Source organism: Beijerinckia sp. 28-YEA-48, from assembly GCF_900104955.1.
Classification (GTDB): Bacteria; Pseudomonadota; Alphaproteobacteria; order Rhizobiales; family Beijerinckiaceae; genus Terripilifer.
This window is the reverse complement of sequence record NZ_FNSI01000001.1, coordinates 5,590,673-5,610,421: the sequence shown is the minus strand read 5'-3', so window position 1 is coordinate 5,610,421 and position 19,749 is coordinate 5,590,673. Positions and strand designations below refer to the sequence as shown.

At 60.5% G+C, this 19,749-nt stretch carries 19 protein-coding genes; 9 read left to right on the top strand and 10 right to left on the bottom strand.

Annotated features, from left to right (window positions below; genetic code table 11):
* Window positions 1-21: 21 nt before the first annotated feature.
* Window positions 22-417: a DUF3126 family protein gene (locus BLW50_RS26305; RefSeq protein WP_090707820.1), complete on the bottom strand. Its 396-nt coding sequence runs from the start codon at window positions 415-417 to the stop codon at window positions 22-24.
* Window positions 418-548: 131 nt separating this feature from the next.
* Entirely contained in the window at window positions 549-1,376 is an 828-nt protein-coding gene (gene cysE, locus BLW50_RS26300; RefSeq protein ID WP_090707818.1) for a serine O-acetyltransferase, read from the bottom strand.
* A 181-nt stretch (window positions 1,377-1,557) separates the two neighbouring features.
* Between cysE and BLW50_RS26295 the strand changes: the two genes are divergently transcribed.
* Window positions 1,558-2,694, top strand: coding sequence for a cobalamin-independent methionine synthase II family protein (locus tag BLW50_RS26295; RefSeq protein WP_090707816.1), 1,137 nt, complete (start codon window positions 1,558-1,560; stop codon window positions 2,692-2,694).
* A gap of 7 nt (window positions 2,695-2,701) precedes the next feature.
* Here the strand turns inward: BLW50_RS26295 and BLW50_RS26290 are convergent, their stop codons facing one another.
* Window positions 2,702-3,460, bottom strand: a complete 759-nt coding sequence (locus BLW50_RS26290) for an alpha/beta fold hydrolase (protein ID WP_090709762.1) — start codon at window positions 3,458-3,460, stop codon at window positions 2,702-2,704.
* Between the two features lie 114 nt (window positions 3,461-3,574).
* Between BLW50_RS26290 and BLW50_RS26285 the strand changes: the two genes are divergently transcribed.
* Window positions 3,575-3,817 carry a zinc-finger domain-containing protein gene (locus BLW50_RS26285; RefSeq protein ID WP_090707814.1) on the top strand — a complete coding sequence of 81 codons (243 nt, stop codon included), beginning with the start codon at window positions 3,575-3,577 and terminating at the stop codon, window positions 3,815-3,817.
* 165 nt (window positions 3,818-3,982) lie between these two features.
* The gene (locus tag BLW50_RS26280) at window positions 3,983-5,185 is read left to right on the top strand and encodes an FAD-dependent monooxygenase (RefSeq protein ID WP_244544407.1); all 1,203 of its coding nucleotides are present in this window, start codon (window positions 3,983-3,985) and stop codon (window positions 5,183-5,185) included.
* A gap of 744 nt (window positions 5,186-5,929) precedes the next feature.
* Here BLW50_RS26280 and BLW50_RS26275 read toward each other — a convergent pair.
* The 3 genes from BLW50_RS26275 to BLW50_RS26265 form a co-directional block, all read right to left on the bottom strand.
* Window positions 5,930-7,012, bottom strand: coding sequence for an LLM class flavin-dependent oxidoreductase (locus tag BLW50_RS26275; protein WP_170850362.1), 1,083 nt, complete (start codon window positions 7,010-7,012; stop codon window positions 5,930-5,932).
* Between the two features lie 347 nt (window positions 7,013-7,359).
* A complete protein-coding gene (locus BLW50_RS26270) occupies window positions 7,360-7,788 on the bottom strand; it encodes a MarR family winged helix-turn-helix transcriptional regulator (protein WP_090707807.1) in 429 nt (142 codons plus the stop codon).
* Window positions 7,789-7,869: 81 nt separating this feature from the next.
* A complete protein-coding gene (locus BLW50_RS26265; RefSeq protein ID WP_090707804.1) occupies window positions 7,870-8,598 on the bottom strand; it encodes a GntR family transcriptional regulator in 729 nt (242 codons plus the stop codon).
* A 251-nt stretch (window positions 8,599-8,849) separates the two neighbouring features.
* Here BLW50_RS26265 and BLW50_RS26260 point away from each other — a divergent pair, with 251 nt between their 5' ends.
* From BLW50_RS26260 to BLW50_RS26240, 5 genes are all read left to right on the top strand, one after another.
* Window positions 8,850-9,281: a TadE/TadG family type IV pilus assembly protein gene (locus BLW50_RS26260; protein ID WP_090709760.1), complete on the top strand. Its 432-nt coding sequence runs from the start codon at window positions 8,850-8,852 to the stop codon at window positions 9,279-9,281.
* The gene (locus BLW50_RS26255) at window positions 9,281-11,002 is read left to right on the top strand and encodes a TadG family pilus assembly protein (RefSeq protein WP_090707802.1); all 1,722 of its coding nucleotides are present in this window, start codon (window positions 9,281-9,283) and stop codon (window positions 11,000-11,002) included. Before BLW50_RS26260 ends, BLW50_RS26255 begins: the two co-directional genes overlap by 1 nt.
* A 178-nt stretch (window positions 11,003-11,180) precedes the next feature.
* Complete coding sequence (locus tag BLW50_RS26250) at window positions 11,181-12,152, top strand: Bug family tripartite tricarboxylate transporter substrate binding protein (RefSeq protein ID WP_139267750.1); 972 nt, start codon at window positions 11,181-11,183, stop codon at window positions 12,150-12,152.
* A 53-nt stretch (window positions 12,153-12,205) separates the two neighbouring features.
* Complete coding sequence (locus tag BLW50_RS26245) at window positions 12,206-12,931, top strand: arylmalonate decarboxylase (RefSeq protein WP_090707797.1); 726 nt, start codon at window positions 12,206-12,208, stop codon at window positions 12,929-12,931.
* A gap of 250 nt (window positions 12,932-13,181) precedes the next feature.
* Complete coding sequence (locus BLW50_RS26240) at window positions 13,182-14,687, top strand: aspartate ammonia-lyase (RefSeq protein WP_090707793.1); 1,506 nt, start codon at window positions 13,182-13,184, stop codon at window positions 14,685-14,687.
* Window positions 14,688-14,731: 44 nt separating this feature from the next.
* Here the strand turns inward: BLW50_RS26240 and BLW50_RS26235 are convergent, their stop codons facing one another.
* On the bottom strand, window positions 14,732-15,691 hold the full coding sequence (locus BLW50_RS26235; protein WP_244544406.1) for a SphA family protein: 960 nt from the start codon (window positions 15,689-15,691) through the stop codon (window positions 14,732-14,734).
* A 294-nt stretch (window positions 15,692-15,985) separates the two neighbouring features.
* Window positions 15,986-17,023, bottom strand: coding sequence for an AraC family transcriptional regulator (locus BLW50_RS31285; RefSeq protein ID WP_090707788.1), 1,038 nt, complete (start codon window positions 17,021-17,023; stop codon window positions 15,986-15,988).
* Window positions 17,024-17,291: 268 nt separating this feature from the next.
* Between BLW50_RS31285 and BLW50_RS26225 the strand changes: the two genes are divergently transcribed.
* On the top strand, window positions 17,292-18,560 hold the full coding sequence (locus tag BLW50_RS26225) for a PAS domain-containing sensor histidine kinase (RefSeq protein ID WP_090707786.1): 1,269 nt from the start codon (window positions 17,292-17,294) through the stop codon (window positions 18,558-18,560).
* Here BLW50_RS26225 and BLW50_RS26220 read toward each other — a convergent pair.
* Together BLW50_RS26220 and BLW50_RS26215 are read right to left on the bottom strand one after the other, a co-directional pair.
* Window positions 18,557-19,498 carry an efflux RND transporter periplasmic adaptor subunit gene (locus tag BLW50_RS26220; RefSeq protein ID WP_090707783.1) on the bottom strand — a complete coding sequence of 314 codons (942 nt, stop codon included), beginning with the start codon at window positions 19,496-19,498 and terminating at the stop codon, window positions 18,557-18,559. The two genes, BLW50_RS26225 and BLW50_RS26220, sit on opposite strands and share 4 nt — an antisense overlap.
* The gene (locus BLW50_RS26215) at window positions 19,495-19,740 is read right to left on the bottom strand and encodes a DUF3302 domain-containing protein (RefSeq protein WP_090707781.1); all 246 of its coding nucleotides are present in this window, start codon (window positions 19,738-19,740) and stop codon (window positions 19,495-19,497) included. Before BLW50_RS26215 ends, BLW50_RS26220 begins: the two co-directional genes overlap by 4 nt.
* Window positions 19,741-19,749: the final 9 nt, after the last annotated feature.

Sequence of the window (19,749 nt, the reverse complement as noted above, 5' to 3'; positions counted from 1 at the left end):
TATGCGCGGCGAAAGGCGTCGTCAGAAATCCTCAAGATCGAAATCGAGAATGGCCATCTGCAAGGTGAAGGACGAACCACGGGGATCGTCGGCGGAGATGACGCCGAGAAAATCATCGCCGGAATTCAGTTCGACGGAATCGGTCTTGCGGCCACGCGCGACGATCTTCAGCTTTTCGTTCTCGAACAGCCGGCGCAGATAGTCCTGCAGCACTTCACGGCCGACGGGAATGCGCAATTCCAGCGCGAAGGAACGGTCGCCGTCTTCGTCATCGACGGTGATCTCGGCAATCTTGCGTTCGCCGAGATGGACGGCCGAAGCATCCGTGTTCTTCGGATCGACGGTGACGCGAATCTCTTCATTGCCGAAAGCGTGCCGCAGAAAGGCCTGCAATTGGCGTATTTCGGTCTTTTCCACGCGGTACTCTCCAGCTGCCGTCCTATCGGCGCCCGCATTGCCAGAAAAGGCAGCGGGGGGCAAGACACTGGCGCGAGACGCGATGGGAAAAACGCCAAACCGCGCGCTACGACGGATCGACCGCCAGGGTGCTAGCCCTCTGCTTTCTCGGCGAGAATCTGGTCCATCGTGCGCGCCGGCTCGGCGCAGCCGGCCTCGCCCACCACCCGTGCCGGAACCCCGGCCACGGTCTTTTTCGGCGGCACCGGATGCAGCACGACCGAACCCGCCGCGATGCGCGAGCAATGGCCGATCTCGATATTGCCGAGGATCTTGGCGCCCGCACCGATGAGCACGCCATGGCGAATTTTCGGATGCCGGTCGCCGCTTTCCTTGCCCGTGCCGCCCAGCGTCACGTCCTGCAGCATCGACACATTGTCTTCGACAACAGCGGTCATGCCGACCACGAGGCCCGTCGCATGATCAAGGAATATGCCCTTGCCGATCTCAGCCGCCGGATGAATGTCTGTCTGGAAGACTTCCGAGGCGCGGCTTTGCAGGAACAGTGCGAAGTCCCGGCGGTCGGCCTTCCACAGTGCGTGCCCCAGCCGATACGCCTGGATCGCATGGAAGCCCTTGAAAAACAGCAGCGGTTCGATCAACCGCATGCAAGCCGGATCGCGATCGAACACCGCCATGATATCGGCCTGGAAGGCCTCGGCGATGGAGGGATCATGCGCCACCACCTCGGTATAGGTTTGGCGCAGGATATCGCGCGGCACTTTCTGGCTTTCCAGACGTTCACTGACGCGCTGGATCACCGCGCTGGCCAGAGTGCTATGATTGAGGACGTTGGCGAGCACCAGGTTGGAAAGCTCGGGTGACTTGCGCACCATTTCCTCGGCCTCTGCGCGTAGCCGCGCGAGCAGCGGATCCGTATCGGCAAAGCCGATGATCTTGGCTGAGGACTGCATCGTCATTCCATTCTCCACCACGCGACCGAAGCGTCGGGGTTTCTACCCCAGCGACCTTGCGTCCGTCCATTTATACCACGAATATGATGACGTGGTCATGGACCGACAAGGCCAGCCCTTGTCCGGTTTGCTAGACTTCGGTTAACGCACGGAAAGTGTGGCGATTTCCACGGCAGAGGGAGGATGCATGCTGGGCAGCCCGACGAAAATCCGCACCACCCATGTCGGCAGCCTGCCGGCCCTTGTCGCCCTCGACGAAAACGCCGCCGACTATGCGCAGAAACTGCCCGCTGCGGTCGAGGCCGTGGTGCGCAAGCAGCGCGAAATCGGCATCGATATCGTCAACGAGGGCGAATACACCAAGGGTGGCGATTGGCTGTCCTTCGTCGAAAGCCGCTTCTCCGGCTTCGAGGCTCGGCCGGCGCCAGCAGGTGAGAAACCGTTGCTCGCCCAGGGCAAGGACCGCGAGGATTTCGCCGCCTTCTACCAATACGCCAGCGAGCGCGGCACGCTGTTCTATACGCCCGGCGGGCAGATCAAGCAGGCTCGGCCGATCTGGGTCTGCAACGGTCCGATCGCCTATACCGGCCAAGAAGAGTTGCAGCGTGAGATCGCGCTGATGCAGCAGGCGGCCGGCGGTACCGAAGCCTTTCTCACCTCGACCGCCCCAGCGAGCCTGGAGGTCTATCGCCGCAACGAGCATTACGGCAGCGAGGAAGCCTATCTTTATGCGCTCGCCGATGCGCTGGCGGTGGAATATCGGGCGATCGCCGAGTCAGGCCTTATTCTTCAGGTCGACGACGCCTGGCTGCCAGCGCTGTGGGATCGCATCGGCATCGGCATGGGCCTTACGGCGTTTCGTAGCCGCTGCATGCGGCGGATCGAGGCGCTCAACCATGCGCTGAAAGGCATTCCGGAAGATCGCGTCCGCTATCATCTGTGCTGGGGCAGCTGGCACGGGCCTCATGCCTACGATCTCGAATTGAAGGAGATCGTCGACATCATGCTCAATGTGAAAGCCCAGGCCTATCTGATCGAAGGCGCCAATGCCCGGCACGAGCATGAATGGAAAGTGTGGGAGACGGTGAAGCTGCCGAAGAACAAAATTCTGATGCCCGGCGTCATCACCCATTCAACCGACGTGATCGAACATCCCGAACTCGTCGCCCAGCGCATCACGCGCTATGCGCATGCGGTCGGCAAGCAGAACGTCGTCGCCGGCGCCGATTGCGGCTTCGGTGGCCGCTCGCATCCGCAGATCGCCTGGGCCAAGCTGAAGGCCCTCACCGACGGTGCGGCGCTGGCGAGCAAGGAATTGTACTGAGTTTGGCTTAAGCCAAAAACGCCAACACGCCCTGCTTATAAGTCTTATCGCCGACCGCCAGATTGTGGTCGCGATCGGGGATGGCGAGCGACTGACCCTGCGGCAGCATGCGCGCCAGTGCCGGACCATCGCCCGAGACATCATCCTTGGTGCCGACAGCCACGAGCACCGGACAGGTGATCTCCGCCATGTCCTGTTCGCTCATGCTCTGGCGCGTGCCACGCATGCAGGCGGCGAGCGCGCGCAGATCGCTCTTCGTCGCTTCGGCGAAGCGCCGGAACATCTTCTGCATCGGATCGGTCAGGCCCTCGCCCGTGGGCGCTTCCAATGCATCGGCGACGCCCTGCGGCAGCGCGCCGCCTTGCACCAGATTGAGGCCAAGGCCGCCGAACACCGCCCGGCTCACCCGTTCGGGATGATCATGCGCCAGATGCGCGGTGATGCGCGCGCCCATCGAATAGCCCATGACATCGGCCTGCGGCAGGCCAAGGTGATCCATCAGGTTGACGACGTCGCCGGCCATCATCGCCCGGCTGTAGGCGGCCGGATCATAAAGCTTCTCACTTTCGCCATGGCCGCGATTGTCGAGCGCGATCACCCGCCGTCCGTCCTGGGTGAGCGTCTTGACCCACTGTGGAAAAACCCAGTTGACCGCGTGGTTCGAGGCAAAGCCATGCACCAGGACGATGGGCTGATTCCGGTCGTTGCCGGCGGCGGGAACGTCGATATAGGCAATACGCACGCCATTGGACGAAAAAAACTGCATGAAGCCCATCTCCAGCGGGGTTCCCCCCGTCCTGTTGCGGCCGAAAGCCCTCTACCCAAGGGGGCCATCCTTCTCTAAGGTGCAACGCAATATCCGAGGATCGAGGAATTTTCCATGGCCGACCACGCCACCCCCCATTTTCACAACCAGCCGGGCGTTCCGGCGGTGCGCGTCGGCGCCAAGGAATTCATGTGCATCGGCGCCCTGCCGCCCTTCGACCATCCCCATATTTTCATCGATATGGGCGGCGATCAGGAGTCGATCTGCCCCTATTGCTCGACCCGCTACATCTACGAACCCGCCCTGCACGGCCATTCCGACCCGGCCGAATGCGAAGTGAAGGCCCGCGCCGCCTGACCAAGCCCAAGTCATTGGTCGAGCATTTTGCCGAGCATTTTCAAGCGAAGTGGGTATCGGTTCGCGCGAAAAATGCGTCAAAATAGGAAATGAGGGCACGATTCCGATTCTAGCGGGGCCGGAACAGCTCTCAAGGGCTGGATGTTTCCAGGGCTGGATGTTCCCTTGAGCGAGAAAACCCACGCGATCATCGCCGGTGCCGGCATCGGTGGTTTGACCGCCGCGCTGGCTCTGTCGCGCGCGGGATTTCGCGTCAGCGTGCTGGAACGCGCCGCCATGCTCGACGAGGTCGGCGCCGGCCTGCAGCTCTCCGCCAATGCCACCAGCATCCTGCGCGACCTCGGCCTGCTCGAGCGGCTGCATCGCGTCGCCCTGACCCCGGAAGCCCTCCACGTCCGTCGCGCCTCCGATGGCACGCAGCTGATGCGCATGCCCTTCGGCGCCCTGGCTGAAACCCGCTGGGGCGCACCGCATCTGGTCGTCCATCGCGCCGATCTGCAGCGCCTGCTGCTTGAGGAAGCGGCGCGCTCGCCCGACATTAGCGTCGAGACCAATACCGAGGTTCTCGGCTTCACCACCCTGACCGGCGGCATCCAGGTGGGCGCCACCCGCAACGGCGAGCAGGTGCGCTATGACGGCCATCTGCTGATCGGCGCCGACGGCCTGCGCTCCACCGTGCGCGAGCGGCTCGGCCTCGGCCTCAGCGACCGCCCGGTCTATTCCGGCCGCTCGGCTTGGCGGGCCCTGCTGCCGGCCCAGAACGCCCCCGCCTTCGCGCTGATGCTCGCCTCCAATCTCTGGCTCGGCCCACGCGCGCATCTCGTCCACTATCCGCTGCGGGGCGGCGACGTGGTCAATATCGTCGCCATCGTCGAGGACCGCTGGCGCGGCGACGACGATCGACAATTCTGGCAGACCGAGGGCGACGCGCAGTTCGTCCGCGCCCGCTTCGCCAATTGGCATGCCGATGCGCAGGAGCTGATTGGCGCGGTGAAGGAATGGCGCCGCTGGCCGCTGTTCGACCGCAACACCGTCGATCGTTGGGCGCTGGAACGGGCCGTGCTGCTCGGGGATGCCGCGCATCCCGTCCTGCCCTTCCTCGCCCAGGGCGCAGCGCTTGCCATCGAGGACGCGGCCGAAATTGGCCTTGCGGCCAGCCGGCATGGCAGCAACATCGCCGCCCTCATCCGTGCCTATCAGGCACGCCGCATTCGCCGCGCCTCCGATGTCGTTCTCGCCTCGCGGCGGCAAGGCTCGATCTATCACCTGTCGAACCCGCTCGCTTTGGCCCGCGACATGGTCATGCGCCGCCTCAGTGTCGATGCCGCCATGGCGCGCATGGACTGGCTCTACGGCTATCGCGCCTAGAACTCGGTTCTGACCCAGCTCTGGCAGGGAAAACTTCCCGGGAAATGCCCTTGCATGGGGTTGTTCCTCAGAATCGCGCGACACCCCCTCCCCAGATGCGATCAGGAGGGAGGCGACTTGCTGCCAACGTGCTGCCAGACAGCCCCGCTTCGATGTCCGTGTCGCATGATCCAAGAGCCCTCCTCCCGCTACGGCTGCGATGCCCGCCGCAATAAAACCGGGCTCGAAAATACGGAGGGAGGGCGGCGGAATTATGTTCTTGTTTTGTTCTTTCTCGCATCTGTGCCGCCGTCTCAGTGTCATTCCCGACGCGCCGCAGGCGCGAGCGGGAAGCCAGGGGCGCGTGGTAAAGCGTTGCATCATCGCAGCGATCGGCGTTCTACCGCTTGCTCTGGATCCCCGCTCAGCCGCTGCGCGGCCGTCGGGGATGACACCGAGGTTCTTCAACAACCAAGGGCACGTGCCAGCGCATCAGAAAATGCCTGCGGCGCAAGCCTATTTGCGCCCATGACTCTGCACCTTGAACCGTCATTGCGAGCGAAGCGAAGCAATCCAAGAGCCAAGATGTAGAGCCATAGCGTCAATAGACCAGCGCCACAGGCATTATTGACGTTTCAGCACGCGCCTCTGGATTGCTTCGTCGCTGCGCTTCTCGCAATGACGGGTGCAGCCAGCAGAGACACCCATAAACAAAACCCCGGCTCCAATCGGAACCGGGGCTTTCATTTGCCGTTGTGCGCGACCTTAGGCGGCGACCTCAGCGCGCACCTTGATGTGCGAACCGGCGAAGTGCGGCGCCACGTCGCTCATGAACTGATCCATCTGTTCGACAACCATCGAATGCGGTTTGCCACCGCAGTTGAAGTACAAGATGACCTCTTCCATGCCCGCCGCTTCGACGCGCTTCAGCGAGTCGGTGATCTTCTGCGCCGAACCGAGCAGGATCGATTTCTCGCCGAGATCGCCGGCGTTCACGTCCTTCAGCAAGTCGACGATCTTGTTCATGTACATCATCGACGGCGGCGACTTCGACGGGTCCTGCGTAATGGCCGGCGTCACCGCGCGGCGGAAATACGCCATCTGGCGCGCGCGGCCATATTCCTCATCCTTGCCTTCGCCGATGTGGATGAAATAGCTGCACATCGCCTTGCCCGGCTTGTTGTTGTGCTTCTCGCATTCCTCGCGATAGGCGCGCGTGGCCGTTGCCAGATCGCCGAAGGTCAGCGCGGCGGCGAAGGGCGCGAAGATGATGTCCATGCCCTTGCGGCCAGCGATCTCCATGCTCGCCTTCGAGAAACAGGCCATGAAGAACGGCACATGCTTTTGCAGCGGCCGCGGCGTGATCGCCATGTCGTCGATCGTATAGAACTGGCCCTTATGCGACCACTTGCCGTTGGTCTCCCAGGCCTTCTTGATGATGTCGATGCCCTCTTCCATGCGCTCAAGCGAGGTCATGTAATCGGCGCCGAAGGGCTCGTATTCCTTGCGATCGTAACCACGACCGACGGCGAAATCGACACGGCCGCCCGAGAGCAGATCCAGCGTCGCCCATTCTTCGGCCACGCGCAGCGGATGATGCATCGGCAACACCGCGACGGCCGGCGCCATGCGAATGCGCTTGGTCTGCGCGACGATCGAGGCCAGCACCATGTGCGGGCAGGAGTTGACGCCAAGCGAGTCGAAATGATGCTCGCCGATCCAGGCCGAATGCATGCCGAGCTTTTCGGCATGCAGCGCCTGCTCGCGGATCTCCAGAATGAAATCTTCCGGCGTCCGCGTGATGTCCTCGTAATTGTTGTCGCTCAGAGTGAAGTAGCCGAATTCCATGAAACCCTCCTTCGCAAGATATCCGTGGCTTTTGTTCTTCGGCGGCCTGGAAAGCCTTGCGCTTTTCGTTGCAGGCCGACGTCTCGTGTTCGTGAGTGCTTGGTAAATTGGAGAACCGTCTCGTTGCCTGATCGTCGACAGGGATGACACGTCACTTGAGTGCATCACGCCATCGACACGAGCCGCTTTGGCCGTCGTTCAAAGGTGTCGGCCGCTCTCCCTCCGTTTCCACCAGCACAACACAATATGTGCATTTGCACGCATCTTGCCGCAAAGCGGGACAGGACGCAAGCCGGAATCATGGGGTCATGGGGTGAAAACTGTGCTGCGGCGCAGCAAGCGCGATCTTAAAGCCGATCCATATTGGCGAAGACCCGCTTCAGCATGTCCTTGAAGGCCGCCACTTCCGCTTCCGAAAAGCCGTCCAGCGCAATGGTTTCATAGCGCGACGCCAATGGCAGCATGCGCTCGGTCACCTGTTCGCCGTGGGACGTCAGATCGATCTGCACTTCCCGGCCATCGTCTTCCGAGCGCCCGCGCGCGACCAGTGCGCTTTCTTCCATGCGCGAAACCAGACGCGACAAAGTTGTCCGGTCGATGGTCGTGGAGTCGGCCAGTTCCGACATGCGTTGCGGCCGCCGCGTCGACAGAGCCGCCAGCACGCGCCATTCCTGCAGCGTCGCGCCCAGGGGCTTGGATTCACGTCCCCACGCAAGTGCCAACCGCGCGCCAGCGCGATTGAGCAGGTAGGGAAAATAATTGGCAAAATCGAACATGAACAAATAACCGGCAGGTAGCGCCGGTTAGAGCCGCAGCTTCGCCCTGTCAAGCTGACAATTCGGCATTCAGCCGTGAAGTCAACTGGATCGGCCACCCGAGCTATCAATCACCGCCCGCATCGTCGCGATAAAGATATCCATGTGTTCGGTCACAGCCTGCACACCCGCCCCGCCATCACCATCACGAATGGCCGCGATCATCACGTGATAAAGGGCATTGGACTTTTTGAGATTCCCACGCATCTCCTTCGATAAGGTTTCAAAGTCCAACCCGGCCAGACCAATGAACGGCAGCGACATGGTGCGCATCAATATGCTGGTCACCAAAGTGCTGTCGGCCAATTGCACGATCAGCTTGCGAAACTCGCTGTCGAGCTCCGCGAGCAACTCAAGCTTTTCCGCACTGTCGATATCGGGATGACACGTATCATCCATCGCCTGAGCAAGCCGTTCGAGTTCGGCGATATCCGAAGCGCGCGCGCCGCGCTCGACCGCCAGCCGGATAACCAGCCTCTCCATCGCACCACGCAATCTGATCATGTCGATCACATCACGCAGCGTGAACTCACGAACGAAATAACCACCGCCCGAATTGCGCACGACCCAATTTTCGGCTTCGAGACTCTTGAGCGCCGAACGCATCGGCGTACGTGAAAGACCTAGAGATTGCGCAACAGCATTTTCAGGAATTCTGCTGCCTGGTTGTAACGAGCCATCACCTATTAGTCGCTTGAGACCGGCAATGGCCCGCTGCTCTCGGTTTTCGGCTAAATCCGCATCACCTTCTAATTTTTTCACCAACTTCATCGGACAATTCCATCGTTATAAAAAAGGCATAGAAAATCACGCCATCCGGCAATCCACCCAAACGAGCACTGACAACAAAAGACGTCCTAATGCTGGCAAAGCACGTCCGTCCCCAGCCTTAGTGAAGCAAAGGACGAAAGTCGCATAAGCGAACAGTAAGGTTTCATCAACAAATAGGGGATTAAATACAACGGTATACCAAGGCATATCGAAATATGCCGGTTATAATGCAGCAGGGCGTGCGACGGATCATGGCAACAGCCAAGCCTGTTCATTTCATCAATGACACCCGCGCCGTCAGCGCCATGGAGTTCGCTTTGGTGGCGCCGCTCCTGCTGTTCTTATTGCTGGGAATAGCCTGTTTTGGCTACATTTTAGGCGTTCATCATGAGCTTCAGCAGATCGCGTCTGAAGCCGCCCGCGCCTCGGTCGCGGGCACCACGGCAACCCAGCGCGATAGCTTGGCCAGAAGCTATATCACGACCAATGCCAGCGACTATCTGCTCATCAATAGTGCAAAAATGGCGGTGACCACGACGAGCGCCACGACCCCTATTGCCATGTTCCAGGTAGCCGTCTCCTACGACCTGACGGGAAGCCTGCCCTATCTGCTCGGCAATCTTTTGCCCCTGCCCAGTCCTCAAATCCAACGCACGGCCACCATTCAACAGGGGAATTACTGATGCCCCATTGGAAGCTCAAAGCCACAGCCTTCCTCCGTGACCGACGCGGCGCCACCATGATCCTCATGAGCGTCGCCATCGCCGCCCTCATGGGCTTTATGGCGCTTGGCATCGATCTCGGCTCAGTGTTCTTTCAGAACCGCCGACAACAGACCTCCAACGATCTTGCCGCGCTAGCCGCCGCCAGCGATCTGACACGCGCCAACAATGCCGCCCGCGCCACACTGACCAGAAACCAGACCGCGAGCACAGCCAATATCGTGGTCGAGACCGGCGTCTATACTCCCAATGCCGCCCTTACGCCGGCAGCGCGTTTCGTGCCCGGCACATCCAACACCAACGCGGCGCGCGTCACGGTGCAGACACAGCAACCGATCTACTTTGGTCGCATTCTATCGATGCTCAACCAAAACTCGTTCACCAACAGCGCCAACGTCAATGTCAAAACCTCCGCCGTGGCGGCGACCAACGCCCAGGCGTCCTTCGCCGTCGGCTCACGCCTGCTGAGCCTCAACGGCGGCGTCGTCAATGCCGTTCTCGGCAATCTCCTCGGCGGCAGTCTCTCGCTGACGGTGATGGACTATCAGAACCTCGCCAACGTCAAACTCAATCTGTTCGGCTTCATGGACGCGCTGGCGACGCGCCTCAATCTAACCGCGGCCACCTATGCACAAATCCTATCAGGCAGCGTCTACACCGCCGACGTCCTGCAAGCGGTGCTGGCGACGGCACGCGCCGATACATCCAACAGCAGCTCGGTGATTGCGGCTCTACAGCAAATCGCCACGGCCAAACAGGGCTCGACCGATCGCATGAGCCTGGCCTCCCTATTATCCGTCGGCGTGTATGGAGCAAGGCAGCCCGGGCAAGGCTCGCCCTTAAACGCCACCATTTCCGCCCTCAATCTGGTTTCCACAATCGCGCAGATCTCCGGCGGCGCCAATCAAGCGGCTGTTGCATTGTCCCTGGGGCTCCCTGGCATTGCCTCGGTCAACCTCGCGCTCACCATCGGCGAACGCCCCGTTGGCACAAGCGCCGTCACGGTCGGCGCGGTCGGCTCCACGGCCTATACGGCGCAAACACGTCTGTTGCTGCAGGTGAGCCTCGTGGGCTCCGGCAAAGCCTCGCTGATCAACGTTCCCATCTATGTCGAGGTGGCCAACGCCTACGCCCGCCTGACCGCCTTGAGCTGCTCGCCGTCCAATCTCAGCTCCTCCAGTGTCACCTTGGGCGTCAAGCCCGGCATCATCGATGCCTGGATCGGCAATGTCACCCCTGCCGCCATGACCAATTTCTCCTCGCCGCCGACGTTTGGACCCGCCACCTTGGTCAACGCGCTCGGCGTCATCACCGTCAAGGGCAGCGCTCATGTCGGCATGGGCAACATGACCGAAACGCCCCTGACGTTCAGCTATGCCGACATCACCGCCGGCACGGTCAAATCGACCTCGACGACGAGCTTCGTCACGCCTTTGCTGACGAGCCTGATCGGCGATCTGGACATGCAGGCCACAGCGCTCGGCGGCTTGCTGAATCTTGATTTCCTCTTTCTCGGCGGCCTGCTGGGAACGCAAAATCTGATCACCAATACGTTGACGGCCGCAACGGGCGCGCTCGACACGGTTCTCAGCAGCGTGCTGACGGCGCTCGGCATCAATATCGGCGGGGCCGATGCCTGGGTCACGGGCGTCAGTTGCGGCAACGCCGTCCTGGTCAACTGACGGCGCAACTCAACTATTCACCCCACGACCGAATAGACCTATGCTCCCGGCCCAAGCCCATTGCGTTTCGACAGAACGCAATGGGCTTGGGATATTTGTTCTGACGCGTCTTTGTGACGTCTGACTCAGTCAGCCTGCAAAACGCTATAAAGACGACAATAAAAACGGGGGGAACGGCGTGAAACGATTGATCCAGCTGGCTGGGGCATTGGCCCTCGGCCTCTCGATGGGGGCGGCGACCGGGGCTGCCGCCGATTATCCCGACCGCACGGTGCGCATTCAGCTGGGCTTTGCCGCCGGCGGCGGCGCCGACATTCTGGCGCGTTGGTACGCCGAGCAATTGAGCAAACTCTCCGGTGGCACCTTCATCGTCGAAAACAAGGTCGGCGCTTCCGGCAATCTGGCGCTTGAGGCCACCGCCAAAGCCAAGCCCGACGGATCGACCCTTCTGCTGGCCTCGACCGTCACCACGGCCGGGAACGTCGCCATTTTCAAAAGCCTGCCCTTCGACGTGGTCAAAGACCTCGTGCCGATCGTCGGCTTCGCCGAGACGCCCTTCGTCCTGGCGGTCGCCGGTGACTCGCCACTCAACAGCGTCGCCGACCTCACGACCTTCATCAAGTCCAAGAACGGCAAGGCCACCTATGGCAGCGCCACCACCAGCGCGCTGGCATCATCAGCGCTCTATCTGAACGCAGCCGGCGTTGAAGCCACCTATGTTGGCTACAAGGCGACCGCCACCGCCATTCAGGACGTCACCGGCAAGCAAATCGATTTCGCCTTTGCCGATGTCGTCTACGCAGTGGGCCAAGCCAAACAGGGCCGCATCAAACTGCTGGCGATTGCTTCGGACGAACGCTCGCCAAGCCTGCCCGACATACCGACGCTCAAAGAGACCACTGGCGCGCGCACCGGCGACATCGTCGCCCATTGGGGCATCTGGGCCCCGGCGGGAACGCCCAGGGACATCACCGACAAATTGGAAAAATGGGCCACGCAGATTACTCAAGGCCCCGAGACGCAGAAGTTCCTGGTCGACCAGGGCGCGACCGCCAAGATCGCCGGCGGCGCCGATTACAAGCAACGGCTCAATGTCGGATTGAAAGCCTGGGCCGATGCGGTGAAGATCGGCAAAATCGAACTGCAATAGCCACAGCCATACATTTTCTTTGATACGTCTCAGTTGATCGCGAAAGGTTTCTCATGCCCACCATTGGTCTCGTCGTCCCGCAAGCCACCGATGTCGTTCCCGACGAAGCGCCGCTGATGTATCCCGATGTGACGTTCATCCCGCATCGCACCGGCGTCGGCTCGCTGACGCCAGCCGGATATGATCAGGCGGCGGACAAGATCGTTCCTGCCGCCGACGCCCTCGCCAAACGCGGTGTCGACGCGATCATGGTCATAGGCACATCGCTGACCTTCTATCGCGGGCCCCAGTTCAACGAAGACCTGCAGAAGGAGATCCGCAGCCGCACCGGCCTCCCGGTCTCCACCATGAGCACCGCCATTGTTGATGGCTTGCGCGCCGTTGGCGCCAACAAGCTTGCCATCACGACCGCCTACACCAAGGTCGTCAACGACAAGCTCGCCGAACTTCTGCGCTTTCACGGCTTCGATGTCGGCGCGCTGCAATCCTTCGGCATCACCCAATTCGGTGGTGGCGCCAGCGCCAAAAGCGAAGCCGAGATCATCGATCTGTCATCGGCCGCGGTCGCCGACGCGCCCGATGCGGATGCCATTCTCATCTCCTGTGGCGGCCTGCGAACGCTCGGCGTCGCGCAACCGCTCGAACAGCGCCACGGCAAGCCGGTCGTCTCCAGCACGCCGGCGGCCCTCTGGGCGGCGATGCGCCTGGTCGGCGAAAGCGGCAGGCTCGCAGGCTATGGCCTCTTGTTGGAGAAGGCGACAAAGCCGGCGGCAGCCTGAACGGCACGATCACGGACACCAACTCCATCGTGAATGCTTACAGTCTTAACCTCAAATGATAGAGTGATGTGACGACAGCTGACGCCGACATCGTTCCTGAATAAGCTGCAAGAATAAACGGCATGCAGTTTGCCGCAGCCTTAGAATTGTCACTGGCCGGGCCTAGAAGACGTCCCGATCCGGGCATTACGTTTCATCGTTGAAGCACAGTCTCGTCGTGTTTCAGCGATGAAAAATTCAGGAGAGCATGATGGACGACCAGTCATCGGATGCAGACGCAAGCGCCGCGAAATCCACCGCGCGCGGCCCCCAAGATTCAATGGGTGTTTCTAGCGATCAGCCTGCCGTCCGCATCGAACATGACATGCTCGGCAATCTCGAAGTGCCAAGTGATGCCTATTGGGGTGTCCATACCGCCCGCGCCGTCGAGAACTTCGCCATCACCGGCGTGCCGGTCGGCCATTTCCCTGAATTTGTGCGCTCGCTTGTGCTCGTCAAACAAGCCGCCGCGCGCGCCAATCTGCGCCTCGGTCATCTGTCGGTCGAGAAGGCGGCCGCCATCGAAAGCGCCTGCATCGATGTCGCCGACAACAATCTGTTCCATGACCAGTTCGTCGTCGACTGCGTTCAGGGCGGCGCCGGCACCTCGACCAACATGAATACCAATGAGGTGATCGCCAATATCGCGCTTGAGAAGATGGGGCGGCGCAGGGGCGACTACGCCACGCTGCACCCCAACGACGACGTCAACATGTCGCAATCGACCAATGACGCCTATCCGACCGCGCTACGCCTGGCCGTCATCTTCGCCACCGATCCCTTGATCCAGGCGCTGAACGAACTCGCCTTCGCTTGCAAATCGAAGGCGGTGGAATTCGCCGATGTCGTCAAGGTCGGCCGCACGCAATTGCAAGACGCCGTGCCGATGACCTTGGGCCAGGAATTCGAAGCCTTCTTCATCACCATCAAGGAGGACGTCGCCCGCCTGCGTGAAACGGCCGCCCTGTTCCATGAAGTCAATCTGGGCGCCACCGCGATCGGCACCGGCATCAATGCCGATCCGCGCTATAGCGCGCTGGCCGTGGAGGAGCTGTCGCGTCTGACGAAACTGCCGCTGGTGCCCGCCGCCAATCTGATCGAGGCGACCTCCGACATGGGCGCCTTCGTGCTGTTCTCGGGCGTGCTGAAGCGGGTGGCGGTGAAACTGTCGAAGATCTGCAACGACCTGCGCCTGCTCTCCAGCGGGCCGCGCGCCGGCTTTGCCGAAATCCGCCTGCCTGCCGTCCAGGCCGGCTCGTCGATCATGCCCGGCAAGGTCAATCCGGTCATTCCCGAAGTCGTCAATCAGGTCGCCTATCTGGTCATCGGCCACGATCTCACCGTGACCATGTGCGCCGAGGCCGGCCAGCTCCAGCTCAATGCCTTCGAGCCGACCATCGGCTATTGCCTGTTGTCGTCGCTGCGCCAGCTCACCGTGGCGATCACGACGCTGACCAAGCGCTGCATCAGCGGCATCACCGCCGATCGCGCCCGCTGCCTCGCTTTGGTCGAGCAGAGCATCGGCCTGGTGACGGCGCTGAGCCCGGTGCTCGGCTATGAAGCGTCCTCGCGGGTCGCCGCGCGCGCCCTCAACGAGGGCCGCACGGTCGCCGAGATTGTCATCGAGGAAGGCCTGCTGACCGCCGAGCAATTGCAGCAGCTGCTACAGATCAAGGCGATGACGCAGCCGCATATGGCGCATCTCAAACCGCGGTGAAATCGCCGCCGTTATCCTGCCCCGCCCACCGCTCCCGCTCTTCGCTATGGCGTTTGCGCCACGGCGATGGCGGGAGTTGCTTTTGGAAGGGGAAAGGCAATGCTCAACAAGCCAATGGTGCCCCGCGTACGGTTATCGACGCTGACTTCCCGCAAAACCTTCAAGGTCGCGGTCACGGGCGTTTTTCCAACCTCGAATGAAAAGGCCGCCGATCCGCCAACCGCGGTGACTCTCCCCTTATAGGGGCCAAGAGAGGCGCCGGAGCCGCTATCGCCCGAAACCTGCTGATAGTGGGAAAAGAGCACGCCAAGCGCGAATTCCTTGCTCAGGTGCTGTGTCGCCGAGAGATCGAAATGCACCGCGTTGCCGCTGCGATATTGAGTGGCCTTGTTCATGCCGTTGATCTCGAAGCCCATGGCCCCGGAGATATCCAGACCGATCGTCGGGTCGAGCCAGGTCGCGGCGGCGTAAAAGTCGCCGACCCAACGATTGAACGCGAGATTGGAGAGCTGGCCTGGCTGATAGGCGCCAGCGGGAATGCTGACCGAGCTGCCGACTTGCCAATGAAAGTTGCCCGCATGCCAACCGATGAAACTGGTGACGATGGGATCGCCAATGTTGAACGTCGCATCGCTGAGACCGAGGTTGAACAAACGGCCGAACCTCGGCGCGGCAATGAGAGCGCCGGCGCTCACGCGCGGAACGCCGACAGGCAGAGAAATCGCAAAGCCGAGATCACCGCCGAAGATCTTGTAAGGCGTCACCCAGGTGGGCGTGAGGAAGGCGGCCCGGACGTCCACCTGCACATTGGCGAGCACGGCCCCGCCGACTTGCGTTTGCTTGGTTGCCGAAAGCCGGCCCGAATAGGCAAAGAAGTCGGTTTCGAAATAAAAGCCCGGCGGCGGTACGAAACCGGCCATGGGGCCGTGCAGGCCCGGCAGGAATAGACTGGCCCCGCCTTCGGTGGCTTGGGCGGAATGATCGGCGATTCCGACGCAAACCATCGCGACAGCACAAGCCAGACCATTGCTTATCCGCGGGACAAACCGTCCCCGAGCTTGTGACTTCATGCCCCCTCCGACGCGTTCCGTCCGCCGCGGGCGAAGACATTCTTGAAGCAAGAAGCTTCGCTGCCATTTCGCGGATGTCTAAATTAACTCAATACGACCGGAGAAGGGTATGCGGGAAATCCCTGGTCCACAGGAACAAAAGCCCTGAGAGGCGCCCCCTGGGAGCGCGCGCGCTGGGGACAGGCGGCGACGGTGACGGGCCACCCACGAGAGGCGCTGCTGATAACGTTACGAATACCCGGAAATTGGAGCAGAGCCGACAACCCGTCCGGATCGAACCGGCTTCCATACGGTGACGTTCCCATTGGGCACCCTCTCAAGAGTTTCGGAGGGAAGTTCGCCAAATAGCCTGCGATACACTTGTGAGAACCGGCCGAGCTCCCAGAAGCCGTGATCCAAAGCAATATGCGTTACGGTTGTCGCGCTCGAATGCTGATCGATCAAGCGACAGCGCACCAGGGCAAGCCGATGCAGCCTCAGGTAGGTGATGGGCCCCATTCCCATGATCGATTTGAATGCACGGTGCAATGTTCGGCGACTGATCTGCAGCGCATGGCAAAGCTGATAAATATCGACCGGTGAGGGATCCATGGAAACCAGATAATCTTCGGCGGCGCGCACAATTTCCATAGCTCGATCTTCAATACAGACTTCATCGTAGGGGGCCATCTCGCCCATCGAGGTCAGATACGAGTTCAGCAGGTCGGCCTCGAGTAAACTCCCCGCGCTGCTCGATAGTTCAGCGCCATAGTGATCGAGAACAAGCCGGCACGTTTCAATTCGCCTACGGACAAGGGCTCTCACGGCGTCCGAGGTCCTATGTATGCCTGCTGTTGACCAGAGCGAAGGACGATCAAAGTCTTTATCGTGATCGACCGATCGCAGCAGCCGGTCTGTCGAAAGCGTGATTGTCATATAGGCGGATGGGCCGAGAAAGCAGCCATCTTCTTCCCCGCCATCTTGAAAGGTCACGACATCGCCAATCCGGGTTTCCTTGCCCCACTGCCAGACATCCGCCTGCGCCCCCAGCAGCATGCCCAGCGTGATCGCGTTTTGATTCAAATAGCCCCGCACGCGAATCCCGCGGCTGAACTGGCCAACGCTGATCCTCAGCCCTTCCGTACTTGCATGAATAAGCTCGCCGCGCAGTGATCCCGGTTGCAATTGCGTGACCGAGAGCAGACCGCCTTTGACCGCTTCGCGCAGATCCTCAACTCCACTTATGGAGCCTCTCAAAACCGTAATCGGGGAAGTACTGCTGCCCATTGGACTTGCCCCTTCGATTTTCAGTGGTCTTCTGCAAAAATGAACGACGATCCTTGCCCACTGGCTTTTTAAACTGCGTATTCTTCCTTACCCATAGATTAACACACAAACCGCCGTAAATATCCGCCCGCTCTTTCAAGATAAATTGATTTAAAACAGAGCACTATTCTTGTCGTGATCAAGTAAAAAAGACACTGGCACAAATTGCATATCTCCCCGCGAGATTTCCCTTCACTATGGGATTCCGGCGGATCCTGGGGAGGTTGCTGTGAGATTGCACGAACTTAGGCGAAACGCGCAAGAGCGATTGCGCTTAGCCCCAGATAGCGCCCAAGCCGCAACAGTGCACCTCGGCCTGGAGGCGAAAGGCAGAGATCGCCCGCCGATTTCGCTATCCCCCTTCATCGCCGGCGAACCGACCGAAGATCACTATCGAACAGCATTTGAACAATCCCCAGTTACGCTCTTCCTCCTGCAACAGGACTCCGATGGGCGATGCAGGTTCCAGTCCGTCAGTACAAATTGCGACCTCATCATCGGAATTACCCGTAGCCAAATCCTAGGGAAAACGCTGTCTGACTTGCTGCAGCCTGCCGATGCTCTGTTTCTTCAAAACATGCACGATCGCTGCCTTGAACAGAACGTTACCTTGCGGGCCGAGCGGCAATTTGGATTTCAATCTGGATTGACCCACTGTGAGATCCAGATCTCTCCGCTGTCCGTCAAAGGCGAAACCGCAAAGGCAACGGTAGGTAGCCTGCGCAATATCACACGACAGCAGCAGACTCTCACCAACCTCAAAACGGTCACCGGCCAACTGTTGGAGCGGCAAGACCAGGAGCGGCGACAGATCGCCCGCGATCTGCACGACTCGGCGGCCCAAACACTTTGGGGTGCGAGCATGGAGATCGCACGGGCGTCCAAAATAATGCCCATGAAGCGCGCGGCCAGAGAAGCTTTGACCAAAGCGCTCGAATACATCTCTCAAACACAAGAAGAACTGCGCACTGTTTCCTACCTGCTTCACCCACCGCTTCTCGAGGAAGCGGGCCTGTCGCTCGCCATTCCCTGGTTCCTGGATGGGTTCTCGGTCCGCACCGGTCTCAGCACATCGGTGACAATCGCCGAACCTTTGAGGGATGGTAGACTGCCGCTCATGATCGAAACCGCGCTGTTTCGCGTTCTGCAGGAATCTCTGGCGAATGTGCACCGGCATGCGCAAGCCAAGACGGCCACGGTGAACCTGCTTCTGGAAAATGAAACGATTCAACTCGTTGTTCTCGATGATGGGCTACGAGGCAGATCTCTCTCAAAATTGAAGCAAGAGGTCCGAGAAGGTGTTGGCATTGGCGGGATGAGAGGCAGAATCCGAACATTGGGTGGAACCCTGACCGTTCAGTTCACGGATCACGGCACGCTCGTTCTTGCTGCAATACCCTTTCCCGACAAAACGGATTTGGCGCAGACGGATGGGGTTCGCTTCGAGGGCGCCATGACGCGGCGCGATAAAATGGCAAGACTGGAGCGGGAAGACTAGAACGGCAGGACGTAATTCATAATCGCCTCCTGCCGCAGCAGCACTTGACGGATCACATGGCTGGCGTTCACGCGATCGGTAAATATGGCCGCCTTACCGGCGCTTCCAGCCGGCAGGGTCGCGGCGAGCGCAGCATCGTCAAGAGCCACCCGCACGACGAACGGCGCAGCCTGGATCTGCTGGGGCGTTACAGCCATACCGGATGCGGCTTCCTGCCCGGTTGAAATCGCCTGAAGCACCGCCTCGACTTTTCCAGTCAAGATCTGGCCAGGGAGATATTTGAAGGTCAATTCGACGCGTTGGCCCTCGGCCACGTAACGTGCGTCGTTTTGAGGAATCTCGACAACCAGGATTGTCGTTGCTGTATCGATGAACGCCATGGCGGGAGATAGCGACAGATTAGAAACTCTCGCCCCTCTTCTCAAGGCCACATTGGTGACGAATCCATCGGCCGGCGCCCGCACGATCGTTTTATCGAGATTCCATTGGGCGCTCTCTTGCTGCGCTTTCAGCTGATCCACTTCCGCCTGGCGCTGTTCCACGTTGAACTCCGGCGTGGCCTGCTTGCGGGCCAACTCCGTCATCTGGGCGAGGCGCAACTCAGCCAGTTTCAACTGCGCACCAACCGCGCGAAACTGCGCCTCGAAGGGCGTCGGATCGATTTTGAAAAGAACGTCACCGGCCTTGATCGGAACATTGGGCTGAACTGGAACGTCGATCACCTCGCCCGCGACGTCAGGCACGATCGAGACCGAATGACGCCCAACGACAACAGAACCTTCAGGCGCTCCCCATCCCATGGGAATGAAAAGGCCGACCAGCAGCAAAAACAGCACCAGGAACGGCGAGACTTTCCAGAACAGGTTGAAACGCACGACGCGCAGCTTCACCAGAAGAAAAAGGAGAAGCAGATAGACATTGAGCAGAACGACGATCATGCGCCCTTCTCCCGCTGCGCCGCGGCCGGCACATCGACATAGGCCCAGATAAAGACCACCGGCCAAAGCACGAAGCCGAAGAACAAAGTGATCCACCCGGCCACGGCAACCGCTTGCGCCCATGGATGACCACGCTCCTGCGCGATATGCCCCGGAAGCCACCCCATGATGCAGATGACGCCGACTGTGCTGATGACAAGAACGCAGAGGACGATCCAGGCGAAGATATCGAGACCGGACATCGCAGTCCC

Bases quoted from the DNA above. Each gene is read 5' to 3' on its own strand.
- cysE (WP_090707818.1), bottom strand. From the start codon at position 1,376: ATGACGATGCAGTCCTCAGCCAAGATCATCGGCTTTGCCGATACGGAT.
- BLW50_RS26295 (WP_090707816.1), top strand. From the start codon at position 1,558: ATGCTGGGCAGCCCGACGAAAATCCGCACCACCCATGTCGGCAGCCTG.
- BLW50_RS26290 (WP_090709762.1), bottom strand. From the start codon at position 3,460: ATGCAGTTTTTTTCGTCCAATGGCGTGCGTATTGCCTATATCGACGTT.
- BLW50_RS26285 (WP_090707814.1), top strand. From the start codon at position 3,575: ATGGCCGACCACGCCACCCCCCATTTTCACAACCAGCCGGGCGTTCCG.
- BLW50_RS26275 (WP_170850362.1), bottom strand. From the start codon at position 7,012: ATGGAATTCGGCTACTTCACTCTGAGCGACAACAATTACGAGGACATC.
- BLW50_RS26270 (WP_090707807.1), bottom strand. From the start codon at position 7,788: ATGTTCGATTTTGCCAATTATTTTCCCTACCTGCTCAATCGCGCTGGC.
- BLW50_RS26265 (WP_090707804.1), bottom strand. From the start codon at position 8,598: ATGAAGTTGGTGAAAAAATTAGAAGGTGATGCGGATTTAGCCGAAAAC.
- BLW50_RS26260 (WP_090709760.1), top strand. From the start codon at position 8,850: ATGGCAACAGCCAAGCCTGTTCATTTCATCAATGACACCCGCGCCGTC.
- BLW50_RS26255 (WP_090707802.1), top strand. From the start codon at position 9,281: ATGCCCCATTGGAAGCTCAAAGCCACAGCCTTCCTCCGTGACCGACGC.
- BLW50_RS26245 (WP_090707797.1), top strand. From the start codon at position 12,206: ATGCCCACCATTGGTCTCGTCGTCCCGCAAGCCACCGATGTCGTTCCC.
- BLW50_RS26240 (WP_090707793.1), top strand. From the start codon at position 13,182: ATGGACGACCAGTCATCGGATGCAGACGCAAGCGCCGCGAAATCCACC.
- BLW50_RS26235 (WP_244544406.1), bottom strand. From the start codon at position 15,691: ATGGTTTGCGTCGGAATCGCCGATCATTCCGCCCAAGCCACCGAAGGC.
- BLW50_RS31285 (WP_090707788.1), bottom strand. From the start codon at position 17,023: ATGGGCAGCAGTACTTCCCCGATTACGGTTTTGAGAGGCTCCATAAGT.
- BLW50_RS26220 (WP_090707783.1), bottom strand. From the start codon at position 19,498: ATGATCGTCGTTCTGCTCAATGTCTATCTGCTTCTCCTTTTTCTTCTG.
- BLW50_RS26215 (WP_090707781.1), bottom strand. From the start codon at position 19,740: ATGTCCGGTCTCGATATCTTCGCCTGGATCGTCCTCTGCGTTCTTGTC.